Below are 16,516 nucleotides of genomic sequence, written 5' to 3' on the forward strand. Positions count from 1 at the left end.
TTAAGCCGATAGAGCCTCGTCGCGGTCCCGCTGTTCCAGACGGTGAAGGTAGACGCCAAGCGCGGCGAGAAGCTCGATGGTGAGGATCAGACCGCCGGGCACCCACATGATCAACCCGCCGAGGATCTGGTCCTGGAGAGGGGTGAGCCCGAAGGGCCAGGTCGTGTTGTCGTGCACCGCGAAGAGGGCTGCCGGTGCGAGGGTGAGGATGGCGCCGATGCCGGACATCTGGATGCCGGTGACGAAGCTCGCCATAAGCATGGAGGCCGGGTCGGCACGCAGGATCACCCGCCACACGATGAGCGCCGTCCCGATCATGGTGATGTGCATAAGCCAATAGATTGCGTGGCTCTCGAACGTCGCCGTGTAGGGAACCGGCATGTGCCAGATCCATACGGCAAGTGCGAATCCGACTGTGCCGATGGCGAATTCAGCCCACCCCGGCGTCTCGCTCAGGCCTCTTACGGCACGGGCCAACATGATATCGGCGCGGCCTGCAATAATCAGCGGCGCGGCGATCAGAGCGAGGATCATGTGCTGACCGACGCGGGCGGCGAAGAGCGCGACACTCAGATTGCAGAGAGGCGAGATGAGCGCCAGGGTCAGGATCGTCCAGCCGATGGCGAAGGACAGCGCGCTGGTCCGATTCGCGCCGGGGTCGATGCGTCTGGCGTACCCGATCGCATAGGCGGCCGCGAATGCCATCAACACAGTGATGAGAATGGGGTCGAGATTCCACACGGCACCGCCGGGCTCCGGAGCCGTGCCGCAATATGGGATCGCGTTCCAGATCATCGGCCGCTCTCCTCCGGGGACTTGATCTCGCCCTCATCATCTTTGGCGGCGGCCTTCTCACTGATGCTCGCCGGCTCGGCAAGCTTCACGTCGGACCTCGGCTTCGTATTCTCGCTGAGAGACTTCACATAGGCGGCCAGCTTATAGACGGTGTCGCCCTCGACCATGGCGCGGAACGAAGGCATGCCGTTGGGCCGGCCTTCGCGGATCGAACTCGCGATGTTTTCCATCGAGCTACCGTAGATCCATTTGTCGTCCATCAGGGCCGGCCCCATTCCGCCACCGCCGTTGAAATGGCAGCCGTTGCAGTTGAACGAGGTGAAAAGCTGCCGGCCGATCTCGATGGCCTGCGGATTACCCTTAGCAGCCTTCGCGGCCGCGCTCTGCTGATCCACGGGCTTCCCGCCGCCGGGCGCGATGGACACGAGCGAGATCTCGACATCCCCGCCCGAAGGCTGATCGAGAGGCGGAGGATTCTCGCTACCGGCGCTCTGGGTATCGGATTGAGCGCTGTTGTCGGCGTTTTCCTCGTCGCCCTGATCGCTGCAGCCGGCCACGCCCAGGCAAAGTGAGATAGCGAGAACGAATGGAAAGACTCGATAAGTCATTTCGCTTCCTCCAAAGGGCGCGCGTCAGTCCGGCAGCTTGAACGCATAGAGCGTACCGCCCGCCGTCGTGTAGTCGGGCAGGTCGGTCATCGCATTTACGAAGCCCAGAGCTGCCGTGCCGTCACGCGGGTCGAGATTGCCGGCCACGATCGCGCCGGACCAGCCGCCGACGCCGTCCAGCACGCCGATATATTGATGGCCGTCGGGGCCCCTCCAGGTGGTGGGCTGACTGATGATCCCGGACGATGTCTTGAACTTCCAAAGTTCGTCGCCCGTCGTGGCGTTCAGCGCTTTGAACCACCCGTCCATCGTCCCGTAGAACACGACATTGCCCGCCGTGACCACGGTGCCGCTCCAGACGGGGAAGCGCTCCTTCAGCGTCCATTTCGCCTTCTGCTTCGTCAGATCCCAGGCGGTGAACTCTCCACGATGACCGCCCGGACCAGGCTTCATGCGGACCTCGGCGCCGACGAATGGTGTGCCCGCGATGTATCCGACCTCGGTCTCCTTGAGATCCATGCAGAGGTTCTGATGGGGGACGTAGAGCAGCCCTGTGTCGGGCGAGTATGCGCTGGGCTGCCAGTCCTTGGCGCCAGGGGCTGCCGGGCAGAGGTCCTTCTTCACCCGACCGGTATCGTCGGGCATCTTGTCCTTGACCCATTGGATGCGGCCGGTCTTGAGGTCCACGCCGTCTGAGGTGGTGATCGCGCCGAATGGCTCGGCGGAGAGGACCTCGCCGGTCTCGCGGTCCAGAATGTACATGTAGCCGGTGCGACCCGGGTGGACGAGAACCTTCCGCTTCTCGCCTTTCCACTCCATGTCGAGGATCATGTACTCGTTCACGCCGTCATAGTCGTTCCAGTCGTGATGGCTGGTCTGATAGTACCAGACGGCTTCGCCCGTATCGGCGTCGCGTGCGAAGACGCCGGCCGCCCACAGGTTGTCGCCGGGGCGCATGGACGAGTTCCAGGGGCCCGGGTTACCGATGCCCGTGTAGACGAGATTGAGTTCCGGATCGTAGGAGACCCAACCCCACGCACCGCCGCCGCTGTTCTTCCACATGCCGGCCGGCCAGCTCTTAACGCCGAGATCCTTGCCCTTGTACTGATCGTAGAACGGCTTGAACCTCTCGCCGATCTTAACGTCCTCGTCGGGTCCGGTGCTGTTGGCGGTCCACACGACCTTGCCCGTCGCGACGTCCAACGCCTTCACCCAACCGCGGATGCCCATTTCGCCGCCGGAATTGCCCACGATCACCTTGTCGCCTGCCAGGGTCGGCGCCATGGTCATGGTCATGCCTTCCTGGATCCGGCCCAGCTTCGTCCGCCAGGCCTCTTTCCCGGTCTCGGCGTCCACGGCGACCGTGGTGTCATTCAACGTGTTGTAGATGATCTTCCCGTCGGAATAGACGGCGCCGCGATTGACCACGTCGCAGCATGCGACGCCCTGGGCGGCCAAGGGTTGGTCGGGCGTGTAACTCCATTTGAGGGGCGCCCCTTCCTTGGTCAGATCGAGCGCATAAAGGTGGTTCGGATAGGCCGTCACCACATAAAGCGTATCGTTGACCACGAGCGGCGCCGATTCCTGGCCTCGGTTGACGCCGAGGGAAAACGTGAAGGCCAGCTTCAGATCCTTCACGTTCTTGTCGTTGATCTCGTCGAGCTTGCTGAAACGGGTGAGTGCCGTGGTCTTGCCCGGCATCGTCCAATCGGACTCGTCGGTGCGCTCGGCAGCGAAATCCGGAATTTGTGGCTTCTCCGTCGCGGAGCTCGAGACGTGGTCCTGGGAAATCTCGTCGTCCTGGGAAGTCTCGTCGTCCTGCGAAGTCTCGTCGCCTTTTTCGTTTCCGGGTGGAGGCGTTTCGTCAGAAGCGGTTGGGGACGGCGCGCTATCGGGCTGCAGTTGTTTCACGCTGTCGCCAACTGCAGGCTGAGGGCCCGTCGCGGCCGGATCGGCGGGCACATCCGGTGCCGCCGCATCGTCGGCCGGCGGGTCATCGGTTGCTTGCGCGAATGCGGCGGTCGGGGACGTCGCAAGGACGAAAGTCGCTACCAGAACGGCGAATGCGTGGCGGGAGCTTGGACGTGTTTTCATTATGCGCTTCTCCTGCCTGAGGTTAGGCGAGAGCGGTCGCTCACATGGGCTCAACACGGGTATGGACTGCAAGTTCCATAGGTTCCCGGAGCCGCCAGGCATTCTCGGAAAAGCACCCGCGCAGACCACCCGTGGCTTCCGCCAACTATTGCGATGGGCTGCAAGAGGCGGTCGAGCCCGCGGATACCACCTCCGCGTTCGACCCTCGGTCGGGGTTGTTTGGTGACGGGCACGAAAAACCGGCCCCTTGGGATTCGCATCTGTCCCAAGAGGCCGGCAGGTGTAGAAGGAGGGAGGCCCCTTCTGTTAGTAGACCGCTATCGAGTTGAAGAAGAAGACCACGGCGAAGGCCGCAGCGAGAGTGAGATAGGGCAGCATTCCGCATCGCCTCTCAATCGTTCCCCCCTCTTCGCCATGGGTCAGAAGCATGTCCTTGTACATCTGCTCCGGGAACTCGCCCTTATCCTGGACGTAGTGGCGGTAGCAGAAGACGGGGATGATGGCCGCCGCGACCAGCAGGCCAACGGTCAGTGTCCCCGCGCCCCAGATATTCGCGCCCATGCCCAGGAAGGCGAGGTTCACGAAACCCAGGATTGCGCCCGTGCCCAGCAGCCAGGTCGGGCATCGGAACGGACGCTTCGCGTTGGGGCTGTCCACCCGGTGCATCCAGCCGGATTGCAGGTTCAGGAAGATGAAGACCATGTAGTTGACGTTCGCGAGCGCCAGCAAGAACACGTAGTCCGACATCATCAACAGCAGCATGTTGAAGCAAAGGTCTGTCCACATCGCCGACACGGGCGCGCCGTTGTGGTTGATGCGAGACAGGTAGCGCGGCAGCCAACCGTCGACGGAGCCCTGGTAGAGGGTGCGGGAAGACCCTGCCATTGCCGACATGACCACAAGGAGCAGCGCCAGGATCAGCATCACCACGATAACGTTGCCGATCACGCGCCGCCGCCGACCATCTGGGCCATTACCTGTCCGACGCCGTCGCCGTTATAGATCCCCGGCGCAAGCATACCGTCGAGCCCGAGGAAGCCCTGGAAGGCAATCGGAACGAGGGAGAACACGACCAGACACAGCAGGCCGGCATAGGCGATGGCGCGGACCGTGTCGCGGTCGGGATTTCTGAATTCGCGCGTGTAGCAAACCGCCGTCTCGAAGGCGTAGGTGGACCAGCCTGCGATGAACAGGCCGCCGACGAAGATCGTCCACCCGGCCATGTTCCAGGTTCCGGCAACCGGGTTCCCCTCGCCGTCGTAAGCCAAGGGCACGAAGGGCGTGAAGTGGTCCTTCGGCAGGTCGCCCGAGATCAGAGGCGTCAGCCCGATCAGCAACAGCGGGCAGAGCGCCACGATCGCGACGATCATCTGAGCCCGTGCCGCTCTCAGAATGCCGCGATGCTGGATGGAGAACACGGTCAGCACGAGGATGAAGCCGAGAACGAAGGTCGAGTTCAGCCGGAGGGACAGGTCCTCCTTGATGAAATCGAGGTTCACCAGCGTGATCTGCCAGGTGTTGATGGCGGAGTCGGCATCGAACAGCAGGTTCAGGATATAGCCGGCCGCCAGCCCGGTACCGATGGCGAGGACCGGAGTCCACGAGAACCAGTTCGACCAGACGGAAATCGGCCCGAGCAGCTTGCCGTACCGCACCCAAGCGATGGCGCCATAGACCGATGCCCCACCCGACTTATGGGGAAAGAGCCCGGCTATCTCGGCATAGGTGAAGCACTGCAGGAAGCCGATGAAGGTGGAGATGATCCACACCAGCGGCGATATGTTGCCCACCGTCGCTGCGATCGCCCCCACAGTGAACAATACGAGGGCGGGCGTGCCCGCCGCGAACCAGAAGGCGTGCTTCCAATCGATGTCACGCCGAAGGCCATCGCCCTCGCCTGACTTATTTTCCTCTGCAAGTTCCATTGAACGTCTCTCCCCGGTTGCCTGTATCGCCCGGTCGCTTTTGCCGCGACACTTTTGCGCAGTTCCAAGGGGACGGAATATTTATTAATTTGTCAATTAATTAAATCGAAAGTCCGATTTACCGGCCTTTTCCCGTCCTTTGGGGGCGGGCAGCACTCTGTCCGTCGTCTCTCTCATCAGAAACGAGATCGACGAGGATGCGCCTGAGGGCGTGTCCTAATTTTCGTCGAACGCACTCAGAACCGCCTCCCGATCTCGCCGTGGCCGGGGCGCGGTTTGCCAACGAACAGGCGCGCGTATTATTCGCTCAGGAGGTCTGAGATGGCTCGATCCAGAAACGCCATGAAGCCTGGTGCGGGCGCTGATGGCGTCGCCGCGCAGTGGCCCCAATCGGACTCGAACGGGCGGAACTCTGCCTCCGGTATCGTGGCTGCTTCGCGCTCGGTCTGGCCCGCGGCGAAGTACATGTCTGTGCTCGACGGCATGACGATGGTACGCGCCTGGACCGCTCCCAGAGCCGCCTTCAAATCCCCGGCATACCGGTCGTTGGCGCTGATATCGGCATGCTGCCACGTCCAGATCTTGCACAGCAGATCGTTGGCGTCCCAGGTCAGGTGATCGCGCTCCCAATCCTGCAGAAGCGCTTCACAAGTCTCGAAGCCCAACTCCCGATACATTCCGCGGTCGAAGAAGGGACCCGAATATGCCCATCCCGCATAGGCACGGCCGAACGCCCGCAATCCCCGCTCCGGAGGATCGGTATAGTCACCGTCCGCCCAGCTGCCGTCGGCCGTCAGCGCCGCCTTCACGCCTTCGAGAAAGACATGATTGTGAGGGCTGCACCGTGCGGTCGCGCAGAATGGAAGGGCGCGGCTTACGAAGTCGGGAAACTGCGCCGCCCATTCGAAGGTCTGGACGCCGCCCATGGACCAGCCGACCACCAGGGCGATCCGTTCCACGGGGCAGACCGCATCGATCAGCGCGCGCTGGAGTTTGACGTTATCGTGTATCGTGACACGGGGGAATCGGGCGCCTCCCCGAGTACCGCTTGTATTGCTGGGGGAGGAAGAATTCGAATTGCCGATCAGGGAAGGAACGAGGATACAGTGCTTCGCGGGATCGATCGCGCGGCCGGACCCGAAGAACGGCTCGTTGCAGGATTGCCGGCCGGTGAAGTAGGTCGGGAAGACGATCAGATTATCCCGCGCGGTATTGAGCTCTCCGTAAATCTCGTATGAAAGCCGGACGGCGTCCATGGACTCCCCGGATTGGAGGGTCACATCGCGCTCTATATGGATTGGCATGTCGCCCCTCCCCCGAGTTCAATGGCGTTTGAGAAGGTGTCGCTTGGACGGGCTGCGGTGCAGCCCCAAGACTTTGCAGGCACGGTTCGAGGAACAGGGCGTTTCTCGCCGAGCCGAACCAGAATGGTAGACCGATCATGAAGAAAGTTGGCCGGCCCCGGCAGGTGGGCCAAGCGCGCGACACGGCGGAAGCCCTGAAGAGGAGTGCGCTCGATCTCCTGTCGCGCAACAGCTACCGCTCCGTCACGATCAAGGATATCGGCCGGGAGGCCGGCCTGACGACGGCGATGATCTACTATCATTTTCGCGACAAGAACGATCTGCTGCGCGCAACGATCGAATACGCGATCGAGAAGGCCCTGACGCGCTTCCAGGAGGTGAGCGAGAACATCGACGAGCCGGCGGCGCTCATCCATGAGTGGCTCTATATGCATGTGAACCTGCATTCCGAGCTCGGAAAGGTCCTCAAGCTGATCATCGACTACAACCATTCGGACGTTCAGACCGATCAAATCGACGAAGCCGTGCAGCGTTTCTACGGAACCGAGCGGGACGTGCTCATGGGCTGCGTCCAGAAAGGTCTCGAAACGGGGATCTTCTCGGACGGCAAGCCGGAAGAGATCAGCATCCTGGTTTCCACCTTCCTCGACGGCGCCGTCTTGCGGGGACAGATCCTCGGCGAGACGGATGCTCAAGGCGCGGCAGCGATCCAGACTTCCGTCGAGGTCTTCGAGCGGGTGCTCTGGTCCGCCCTCGGGTTCCGCGGCCGGGCCGCGTTGTCCTCGAGAACCGGCTGACCAGAGCCCGCCCAAGAGCCTCAATAGAAGTTCATGTAGCGCTGGACCTCCCATTCGGACACGTGGTTCAGATAGGCCAGCCACTCGTCGCGCTTGTAGTCGAGCCAGGCGTCGAACATCTTATCGCCGAAGACTTTCCGCCCCAGCGGGTCCGCCTCGAAAGCATCGAGTGCCTCTTCCAGGGTCCGGGGGAGCGTCTTGACGCCGAGCCGGTCCAGCTCTTCAGGCGTCTTCTCGTACATGTTCTCGAAATGGGGCTCGCCCGGATCCGCCTTCTCCCGGATCCCTTCCAGTCCCGCTGCGATGGTGAGCGCAGCGGCGAGATATGGATTGCACATGGGATCGACCAGCCGCAGCTCCACGCGGCCGCCGCCGCCGGGGATGCGGACCGTGTTGGTGCGATTGTTGTCGCCGTAGCACTGGAAGACCGGGGCCCAGGTGAAGCCCGAGTTGCTGCCCTTCAGGATGAGGCGCTTGTAGCTGTTGACCGTCGGCGCCGCGACGGCGCTGATGGCCGGGAGGTGCCGCATCACGCCGGCGATGTACTGATAGCCGACTTCCGACAGATCGCAGCCGCGCGGATCCGCGCCATCGGGAACGCAGAGATTCTTGCCGGTCTCGGCGTCGGCGATGGACATGTTGAAGTGAGCGCCGCTTCCCGCGTAGCTGCCGAAGGGCTTCGGCATGAAGGTCGCGAAGGCGCCGTGCTTTCTGGCGATCGCGTCCGCCATCCGCCGGAAGAAGACGAACCTGTCCGCGGTCGTCAGGACGTCGTCATACGCAAAGTCGATCTCGAACTGGCCGATGCCGTCTTCGTGGTCGAAGGAGTAGACGTCCCAGCCCAGCTCGTTCATGGCGTCGATCAGCTCGGAGAGCCAATCCATGTTCTCAAGCAGGCGCGGGACGTCGTATGCGGGCTTGGAGAGATTGTGACGCTTGCTCACCGGCAGGACCTTGCCGTCCTCGTCCCTGCGGAAAACGAAGAACTCCGCCTCCATGCCGAGATTGATCGTGTAGCCCATGGCCTTCGCCTCGGCGACGACCCGCTTCAGGATGTTCCGGCTGCAGGGCTCGAACGGGCTTCCTTCGCACCAGAGATCGCTGGCGAACCAGGCGATGTCCCTCTGCCAGGGCTGGACAATGCAGGACTCCGGATCGGGATGTGCGGCGACTTCCTCGTCGCTGATGATCTGAGGCACGCCGTCCAGCGCCGCGCCTGTGCAAAGCTCGGAGCCAGACATCATGCGATCGAGGTGCGCGATCGGGACCATCTTGGATTTGGATGCTCCGTGCATGTCGACGTAGCTCGGAAGCAGGTATTTCACGCCCTTCTCTTCCAACTCGGTTTTCAGCGCCTTGTAGTCACTCTGCGTCATCCTTTTCGTGCCTCCCATCGGCTCGGTCTCTTGCACTATCAATTTAATTGATTGTTCAATTAATTATGAATGTCAACCGCGTTGTTCCGGTAGGAGGTCAGACTCCGGGGCAATTCGAGCCGGGGTTAGGTTGCCGGATGCTGGCTGAAGATTGAGAACGAGATGGGAGAACGTCGGGAGACCGAGGCGGTTAACGTCACTCGGTCAGCTAGGAGACGCTGCACGCCGAAGGCGACCAACGAAATGGCACTAACGGGTCTGGAGCAGCGCTCTCCCCCTCTTCCTGCCGGGATCTGCGGCGTGCCCTCCGGGCGACCGGCTGCCTGACAAGCTTCTTGTGATTTTATTCAGCAGCTTGGCAAAATTTTGAGCAATTGGTGACATATCAGGAGTATTACTCGCTCGTTATCTACCACTGTTCTGGGATACAGGAAACTTGGAGAGGAGTTTTGAAATGAAAAGCATCATGCGGACGGCCCTTACTATCGCTGTCTTGTCGACGCTTGCTGGCAGCGCTTATGCGGCCGACGCTGCGGACGATGCCGCTATGGAGGACGAGGCCATCCAGGGCACCGAGACGGGCCCGGCCAGCGAATCCGCCCCAGGCGCGACCGACGCTACGGACTCGGCTGACGAGAGCCAGGCGATCGAGGGCGACGAGACCGGCCCGGCCAGCGCCACCGGTGCAGGCCCGACCGATGCGGACGATTCCGCCGACGAGAACGACTCGATCTCCGGCGGTAACTAAAGGCTTGAGGGAGCCGCGCGGCCCAGCCTTTCGAGCAGGCCGCGCCATTCCCCTGAGATGCGGTGAGCGATCAGCCCGGAAACAGCCGGCTGATCGCAACCGACATGAAGACGTTCGAGCACGAAGCTCGCCGCGACCACCGATCCCGCGGTCATCGAGCCTGCCGATTACTCCCCTAAGATTGGCGCCTGACAAGGGGCCGAGAGCCTGATCAGGCGGGCGCAGGCCAGCGTTACACTTCGTTAGCCCCATCAAAAATTGCCGTAACCAGCACCCCAAAGGGGTGATATAAACCTATCTATAGTTGCATCCGACTGCATCGGAGTAATCTGATGAAGGCGTTCGGACTAGCATTCTACTCGCTCGCATTGGTGCTTTCGGCCTGGAACGTTCCGGGCCATGCCCAGGAACTCCCGCCCGGTGCCAAAGACGGTCAGGTGACACTGCCCTATGCCGAGCAAAAGTTCCGCGGCAATGTCGGCACGACCTACCTCAATTCCGATCCCGCGACGTTTCCGGCGCCTGTGAAGGCGCCCCACGGTGCGCCGAATATCCTGCTCATCCTGCTGGACGACGTGGGCTTCGGCCAATTCGATGTGACGGGCGGAGGCGTCCCCTCCCCGGCCTTGGATGAATTGGCCAAAGATGGCGTGACCTACACCCATTTCCATACGACCGCGCTGTGCTCGCCGACCCGGGCCGCGCTGCTCACGGGGCGCAATCACAACGTCGCAGGAACCGGCGTCATCACCGAGCTCGCCACCGGTTATGACGGCTATACGGGGATCATTCCAAAGGACACCGCCTCTATCGCAGAGATCCTGCGCCAGAACGGCTATACCACCGCCTGGATCGGCAAGAACCACAACACGCCGATCTATGAGACCAGTGCCATGGGGCCGTTCGACCATTGGCCCAACGGGCTGGGGTTTGATTACTTCTACGGCTTCATGGCGGGCGATACGAACCAGGTCCGGCCCTATCTGTTCGAGAACCAGACGCCGATCGGCACGCCGGAGGGCGAGGGTTATTACCTCAGCACCGATCTGGCCGACCATACGATCGCGTGGCTGAGGACACTTGAGGCGATCCAGCCCGACAAGCCATGGTTCGCCTATCTTGCGCCGGCGGCGACCCACGCTCCTCATCAAGCACCGAAGGAACTCATCGAGAAGTTCAAAGGGCAGTTCGACATGGGCTGGGACGCTTATCGGGAGCAGACCTTCCAGCGCCAGAAGGACCGCGGGATCATTCCGGAAAATGCGGAGCTGACCGAGCGGCCTGCAAGCCTGCCGGCCTGGGATAGCCTGAACGACGACCAGAAGCGCCTCTACACCCGCATGATGGAGGTGTTCGCCGCGTACGGCTACCAGGTCGACGAGGAGGTCGGACGGGTGCTCGATTACGTCGCCAGCCTGCCCGACGCCGACAACACGCTCATTATCTATATCGTCGGCGACAATGGCGCCTCGGCCGAGGGCGGCTTCGACGGCACGCTCAACGAGAACGCCTTCTTCAACGCCTATCTCATGTCGACGGAAGAGATGCTCGGTCGGATCGACGAGATCGGCACCGAGCTTCACTTCAATCATTTCCCGGCCGGCTGGGCCTGGGCGATGGATGCGCCCTTCCAATGGACCAAGCAGGTCGCGAGCCATCTGGGCGGGGTGCGCAATCCAATGATCGTGAAGTGGCCGGCCAAGCTCTCGAACGGCGACGAGACCCGGACCCAGTTCGTGCATGTCATCGATATTGCGCCGACACTTCTCGACGCCGCTCACATTCCCGAGCCGCGGAGCGTCAACGGAACGGCTCAGACGCCGATCCAGGGCAAGAGCTTCTTGAGCACCCTGAACGACGCCAACGCGGAGGAGATCCGGACCAGCCAGTATTTCGAAATGGTCGTGAACCGGGCCATGTATAAGGATGGCTGGTGGGCGGGCTCACTGGCGTTCGAGCCCTGGGATCCGGTACGCGGCGCGTTCGATCCCCTGAAAGCCAAATGGGAGCTCTACAATCTCGACGAGGATTTCAGTCAGGCGAGAGATCTCGCGGCGGAAGATCCAGACAAGCTGGAGGAGCTGAAGGCACTCTGGTGGGCGGAAGCCTCGGCCAACAAGGCGCTCCCCCTGGATTGGCGCGGCGCGGAGCGTTTCAGCGCAGAGGCGACCGGAAAGCCGAACCTGGCCGGCGATCGCAAGCGCTTTACCTATGAAGGGGTTTTGGCCGGCCTGCCGGAATCCTCCGCGCCGGACCTCAAGAACAAATCGTTCAGCGTGAGCGCCAAGGTCGATGTCGAGGACAAGGCCAACGGCATGATCTTCACCCAGGGCGGGAATACCGGCGGCTGGGCGTTCTACCTCAAGGACGGCACGCTGAAGGCGGTCCACAACTATCTCGATGTCGAAGGCTACACGGTCGAAAGCGACAGGCCCGTCCCTGCCGGCGAGCATGAGGTGAGGATGGACTTCGTCTATGACGGCGGGCAGGAGATGGGCAAGAGCGGGGATGTGACCCTCTTCATCGACGGCCAACCCGCAGGCTCCGGCAAAATCGAGCGCACCACCCCGTTCAAATACTCCCTTTCCGAGAACCAGGATATCGGGACGGATACGGGCACGGCCGTCACCACGGATTACGAAGCGCCGTTCGACTTCCAGGGAGAGCTGGAAGAGGTGGTCGTCGAGCTCAAGCAATAGAGGCGGGATAGCGCCCGCCATTCCTGGTTTGGCGCGAGCCGGATTTGAATGGCCGACTCTCCTCAGGCACTAGCACCGAAATCGGTTGGAGGGGCCGCATTCGCCCTGGCGATCTCCCCTCGGATTGGGTGGAGCGACGTCGGCGGGAACGGACTTCACAAAAAAATGGGGCCCCTAAAGAGGGACCCCAGTCATGGAACTGCCGACGGGCATTTAACGGAGGGTGAGCCGCTCGTCGTCAGGCATCCAAGGCGATGATGGTTCCGAGCGTCAGAACGCTAATGAAGATCGAGCGATAAGGCCTAACAGAAGCGGCTTCAGCCCTTTGGCGCGAAGCTTCTTGATGTCCGTTTCGAGTCCCATCGCAGCCAAGGCGATGGTGAGCAGGAACACCGTCCCCGGAACGAGCACGTCCCTGGCGCCTTGCGGGATATCGATGGTGCTGTTCACGACAATCATCGCGATGAAGAAGAACACGAACCATGGAACCTGCACGCCGCTCAAGCGGCCGCCGTCCGCACTCGGGCCACGCGCAAACATTCCGAGCAGCAGGATCATGGGGGCCAGCATCATCACGCGGGAAAGCTTGGTGATGGTTCCCAGATCGCCTGCCAATTGCCCGTCCTGGTAGGCTGCCGCCACGACCTGCGCGACCTCATGGATCGAAGCTCCGGTCCAGAGCCCATAAGCACGGGGCGCGAGATGCAGCAGATCCGGAAGAAGCGGGTAAACGAACATCGCGATCGAGCCGAAGACGGTGACGCAGGCAACGCCGTACGCCGCGTCTTCGTCGGAGGCATTGGTGGCCGCTTTCGCCGCGACGACCGCAGATGCGCCGCAGATGGACGTTCCGGTTGCGATCAGCTGACTGAGGGTTCGCTCAACGCCCATCAGCTTGCCCAACCATATCGTCATGGTGAAGGTCGCAACGACGCCAAGCACCGTGACTCCCAGTCCAACCGGGCCAATTGCAATAACCTGATCGATGGTTAGCTGGAAGCCAAGCAGTATGATGCCAAACCGCAATATTCTGCGGAGCGCAAACTTCACCCCTGGAATCGCAGAGGCCGGCGTTCCTATGGTGTTGTGGAACAATATTCCAACAAGGATCGCCAAGATCATGGGGCTAAGAAAAGACACCCCCGGAATATATCGAAGACCATAGGCGACACATGCAATGCCCGTGGTCAATACCAGACCCGGAATGACGTTCTTTACGCCTTCGAAGAAATCGGACCCGCGGTCCTCGTAGACGAAATCTTCGTCTGATTGGGCTGCGGCTGAACTGGATCGGTTATTGGCCATTCACTCGGGCTCCTTTTCGAGCCTCAAATTACGAAGGCACCCTCAATCGTTCCAATTGATTGTCGTTAGCGTTTTGATCGATCTGATTGATGAAAGGCCTCGCGGCCGTGCTCTTCGATCGCCGGAGGGTGAGCCCCCCTCCTCCAGAATCGCCGGCCTGGACTGCGCTGGGGGATCGAACGCTCTTCCCGGCAAGAGGCCCCTGAAAGCGAACAGCACCCGTTGAGCAAAGCTCAAGGGCGCTGAACACGACCTGCGACAGGCTGGGAAAGGTGGCCTACGCCGCCAAATCAGAAGAAGACATAGCCGCCGGCATAGAGCAGGTGAAAATCATCCAGAGGCGCGCTGACTGCCGAGCGCGAAGAGTCGACCAAATCGACCTCCGGCTCGTAGTGCTGATAGACCACATAGAGATGCACCGTGTCCTCGATGATCGACTGATCGTATCCGAGATAGAACCGGTCCATTTGCGAGCCGGTGATCTCGGTGGGGATATCGAGGTTGTAGAAAGTGCCGGGCGCCAACGAACGATTGGCGTCGGGGCTTGCGCCGGCAACGCCGTCGCTGATCCGGTTGAAGCCGCCGAAGAAGGTGCTGGGCCCGATATCGAGAAACTGCCGGTGCAACCCGCCTTGGATATCGAAACCGTTCATGTCCGGCATGCTGCTATGGGTATAGATGCCGGCATTCTTCGTGACCGGATCGTCGATTTGCGAGGAGGTCACGGACCCATAAACGTAGAGCCCTGTCGGGGTATGCATGACAGAAGCACTGCCACCCGATTGCTGAATTTCGTGGCTGCCGCCGTAGTAGGCCCCGATATTCTCGTTCTGAATATTTTCGTAGCCGGCGGCGGCGATGACCTGGAACGTATCTGCCCAAACGGACTTATAGATCGCGCCTAAGGCCCATGTGTCTTCCGCCCAATCGGCGCCGACTTGGAATCCACCGAATTCCGGAGTCCAGTAGCTGATACCGTTCCGGCGATTGGAGCAGTCGAACGCATCGCCCAGGCTATAGCAGCGCGCGACGTCACCGAAGGTAATGTCCGAAAGACCCGTTGCTCCTTGCGTGCCTTTGGTCCGCAGATAGAAGTCGCGGTTGAAGGCAAGATCCTGCGCATACGCGAAATTCGCCAACTTTACCGGTTGCGCAAGCCAAGTGACGTTGTCGGCAGCCGTCGAAGTCAGGCCCATCCGGAAGGTGCCGACGTTTTCACCGCTGAGGATCAAGTGGGATTCGCGTATGACAACGGGATCGCCGGTGTTTGCGCCGTACTGATCGACGAGGCTCGACAGCGCGTCGTTCATGCCGACCTCGGCCCGATAGCCAACCTTCCAGTTCGGGTTGATCGCGGCCTCTCCCACAAAGCCAAAGCGGGAGTTCACGTAGTAGTTATTGACGACATCCATGCTGGAGCTGCCCCCGTCGTCCCAGAAGTTGGCAGCCCGGTTCATGATGCCATAAACCCTGATCGAGACTTTGCGATTGCCTCTTCGGACGGTCGTCGCCTCAAGATCCGCGACGCGTTGCTCCAGATCGGCACAACAATCGGCAGTGGCGTTCAGATTCTCCGCCCTAGCAGGCGCGGCGTGCGCGAGTATCGTCCCTGCTGCGACAACGCACAGCAGATCGCGTAGACCGGGCCATGCCCGTTCTTTCATCCAGATGCTCATCGGTCCCCTCCCCATAGAGCACTACAGCTACTTTTTTCAGAAGGGCTCGAAGGTTCCACCAGAACTGCAGGCAGTATTTTTGCCTGCAGCGCTCCCCTCTATCCGCTCCCACCCAGGAGACCGCCCTTCTAATCTGCGTTTTTCTCAATCACCTCCGCGTTTACTTTATTTGTTCGTTTTTATTTCTCGATAATCCTTGTATTCAATATAACCTATTCAATTATAGGTAGTGCTCATGTGTATATATACAACGCACCAGGTTCTTATTTGCCTCTTGAATAGATTTCATTTACGGTAGGAAGGTCAAAACAGGTAATCCATACGAAAAAAGTTGCCGTTGTGATCGCTTTTCTCGATAGATCCTGTGTTTACAAGGAAAAACGACGCCCCAAGGTCGTCATGACACGACTTTCGGCCCTCTGGCCTCGCTAGCGGCGTTCTCTTTCGGAAAATTTGCTTGGATCGGCCTAGAGGACTGCTCTGTGCGGCCGACTGGGCGCGCATCGTGCCGCGCATGAGCTCGCGGCCAGGGCCGGCCGCAGCCCTAAGTCCCGTCGCTCAGAGCGGTACCCCCCGTCGCTTGAGAATTGAAAACAGCCGGGGTCCCCGGAGATCACATGCGAGAGGCCCGGGCGGTCGCCTCGGCAAGCCGGTTTTGCTCTTCGGCGCCGCGTGATCGGCCGGCCGCAGGGCTGGTCGGGGTTGCGGCAGTATGTCGGATTGGCCTCGCCGCGCCGCTCGTTACGATCGGCCAGCGTTCAAATCGCTCTCGGGCCAGCCCTGCGCTCACCATCGCGCCGCTCGCCCCCGGCCCCTGCTCCTCGAAGCGGCCCCCCCTTACTCCTTAGACACCCTCTATTCCTGAATAGTCCAAGACTATTAGTTATTCTCTATTCAGTAATAGTTTTTCTAATCAATATTTCTCTCGATACTTTTGGGCACATCTCTTTCTTATTCAGTATCGATAGGCATTGCCTATTGGCTGATAAGGACGTTTCATTTGATAAAAACCTCTGCCGGCCAAACCCTTGCGAAAGATCTTGGTGGCGCGGACACGTCTACCTTGGGGTTAATTTGATTTTAACCGTTGGTCTTTCGGAACGCGTGCCGCGTCAGTTGGGAACTCGCAAGGAGGATTGAAATGCCAGCAAGGAATCATTCGCAGTGGAGCGCGACCCCGCCGCTTGCG

At 60.9% G+C, this 16,516-nt stretch carries 12 protein-coding genes; 3 read left to right on the forward strand and 9 right to left on the reverse strand.

Going from position 1 to position 16,516, the window contains the following annotated elements; all coding sequences use genetic code 11:
• From A7A08_RS12020 to A7A08_RS12040, 6 genes are all read right to left on the reverse strand, one after another.
• Complete coding sequence (locus A7A08_RS12020; protein ID WP_069095704.1) at window positions 1–795, reverse strand: cytochrome c oxidase assembly protein; 795 nt, start codon at window positions 793–795, stop codon at window positions 1–3.
• Window positions 792–1,403 (reverse strand): c-type cytochrome, encoded by a 612-nt coding sequence (locus A7A08_RS12025; RefSeq protein WP_069095705.1) that lies wholly within the window; start codon window positions 1,401–1,403, stop codon window positions 792–794. Before A7A08_RS12025 ends, A7A08_RS12020 begins: the two co-directional genes overlap by 4 nt.
• 24 nt (window positions 1,404–1,427) lie before the next feature.
• Window positions 1,428–3,497, reverse strand: coding sequence for a PQQ-dependent dehydrogenase, methanol/ethanol family (locus A7A08_RS12030; RefSeq protein WP_083226726.1), 2,070 nt, complete (start codon window positions 3,495–3,497; stop codon window positions 1,428–1,430).
• A gap of 306 nt (window positions 3,498–3,803) precedes the next feature.
• Window positions 3,804–4,445, reverse strand: a complete 642-nt coding sequence (locus A7A08_RS17430) for an amino acid permease (protein ID WP_342586675.1) — start codon at window positions 4,443–4,445, stop codon at window positions 3,804–3,806.
• Complete coding sequence (locus A7A08_RS17435) at window positions 4,442–5,422, reverse strand: APC family permease (RefSeq protein WP_342586676.1); 981 nt, start codon at window positions 5,420–5,422, stop codon at window positions 4,442–4,444. Before A7A08_RS17435 ends, A7A08_RS17430 begins: the two co-directional genes overlap by 4 nt.
• A gap of 299 nt (window positions 5,423–5,721) precedes the next feature.
• The gene (locus A7A08_RS12040; RefSeq protein WP_069095706.1) at window positions 5,722–6,726 is read right to left on the reverse strand and encodes an alpha/beta fold hydrolase; all 1,005 of its coding nucleotides are present in this window, start codon (window positions 6,724–6,726) and stop codon (window positions 5,722–5,724) included.
• A gap of 137 nt (window positions 6,727–6,863) precedes the next feature.
• Here A7A08_RS12040 and A7A08_RS12045 point away from each other — a divergent pair, with 137 nt between their 5' ends.
• The gene (locus A7A08_RS12045; RefSeq protein WP_069095707.1) at window positions 6,864–7,523 is read left to right on the forward strand and encodes a TetR/AcrR family transcriptional regulator; all 660 of its coding nucleotides are present in this window, start codon (window positions 6,864–6,866) and stop codon (window positions 7,521–7,523) included.
• Between the two features lie 20 nt (window positions 7,524–7,543).
• Here A7A08_RS12045 and glnT read toward each other — a convergent pair whose 3' ends face one another.
• Window positions 7,544–8,899, reverse strand: coding sequence for a type III glutamate--ammonia ligase (gene glnT / locus A7A08_RS12050; RefSeq protein WP_069095708.1), 1,356 nt, complete (start codon window positions 8,897–8,899; stop codon window positions 7,544–7,546).
• A 454-nt stretch (window positions 8,900–9,353) separates the two neighbouring features.
• Between glnT and A7A08_RS12055 the strand changes: the two genes are divergently transcribed.
• Window positions 9,354–9,647, forward strand: a complete 294-nt coding sequence (locus tag A7A08_RS12055) for a hypothetical protein (protein WP_069095709.1) — start codon at window positions 9,354–9,356, stop codon at window positions 9,645–9,647.
• A 332-nt stretch (window positions 9,648–9,979) separates the two neighbouring features.
• On the forward strand, window positions 9,980–12,346 hold the full coding sequence (locus A7A08_RS12060; protein WP_069095710.1) for an arylsulfatase: 2,367 nt from the start codon (window positions 9,980–9,982) through the stop codon (window positions 12,344–12,346).
• Window positions 12,347–12,616: 270 nt separating this feature from the next.
• On the opposite strand, the gene A7A08_RS12065 is transcribed toward A7A08_RS12060, so the two are convergent.
• On the reverse strand, window positions 12,617–13,651 hold the full coding sequence (locus tag A7A08_RS12065; RefSeq protein ID WP_083226727.1) for a YeiH family protein: 1,035 nt from the start codon (window positions 13,649–13,651) through the stop codon (window positions 12,617–12,619).
• Window positions 13,652–13,941: 290 nt separating this feature from the next.
• The gene (locus A7A08_RS12070; RefSeq protein WP_069095711.1) at window positions 13,942–15,327 is read right to left on the reverse strand and encodes a porin; all 1,386 of its coding nucleotides are present in this window, start codon (window positions 15,325–15,327) and stop codon (window positions 13,942–13,944) included.
• Between the last annotated feature and the right edge of the window lie 1,189 nt (window positions 15,328–16,516).

The organism is Methyloligella halotolerans (assembly GCF_001708935.1).
Lineage (GTDB): Bacteria > Pseudomonadota > Alphaproteobacteria > Rhizobiales > Methyloligellaceae > Methyloligella > Methyloligella halotolerans.

Excerpts from the sequence above, each read along its gene's own strand:
- A7A08_RS12020 (WP_069095704.1), bottom strand. The coding sequence starts at position 795 with ATGATCTGGAACGCGATCCCATATTGCGGCACGGCTCCGGAGCCCGGC.
- A7A08_RS12025 (WP_069095705.1), bottom strand. The coding sequence starts at position 1,403 with ATGACTTATCGAGTCTTTCCATTCGTTCTCGCTATCTCACTTTGCCTG.
- A7A08_RS12030 (WP_083226726.1), bottom strand. The coding sequence starts at position 3,497 with ATGAAAACACGTCCAAGCTCCCGCCACGCATTCGCCGTTCTGGTAGCG.
- A7A08_RS17435 (WP_342586676.1), bottom strand. The coding sequence starts at position 5,422 with ATGGAACTTGCAGAGGAAAATAAGTCAGGCGAGGGCGATGGCCTTCGG.
- A7A08_RS12040 (WP_069095706.1), bottom strand. The coding sequence starts at position 6,726 with ATGCCAATCCATATAGAGCGCGATGTGACCCTCCAATCCGGGGAGTCC.
- A7A08_RS12045 (WP_069095707.1), top strand. The coding sequence starts at position 6,864 with ATGAAGAAAGTTGGCCGGCCCCGGCAGGTGGGCCAAGCGCGCGACACG.
- glnT (WP_069095708.1), bottom strand. The coding sequence starts at position 8,899 with ATGACGCAGAGTGACTACAAGGCGCTGAAAACCGAGTTGGAAGAGAAG.
- A7A08_RS12055 (WP_069095709.1), top strand. The coding sequence starts at position 9,354 with ATGAAAAGCATCATGCGGACGGCCCTTACTATCGCTGTCTTGTCGACG.
- A7A08_RS12060 (WP_069095710.1), top strand. The coding sequence starts at position 9,980 with ATGAAGGCGTTCGGACTAGCATTCTACTCGCTCGCATTGGTGCTTTCG.
- A7A08_RS12065 (WP_083226727.1), bottom strand. The coding sequence starts at position 13,651 with ATGGCCAATAACCGATCCAGTTCAGCCGCAGCCCAATCAGACGAAGAT.
- A7A08_RS12070 (WP_069095711.1), bottom strand. The coding sequence starts at position 15,327 with ATGAGCATCTGGATGAAAGAACGGGCATGGCCCGGTCTACGCGATCTG.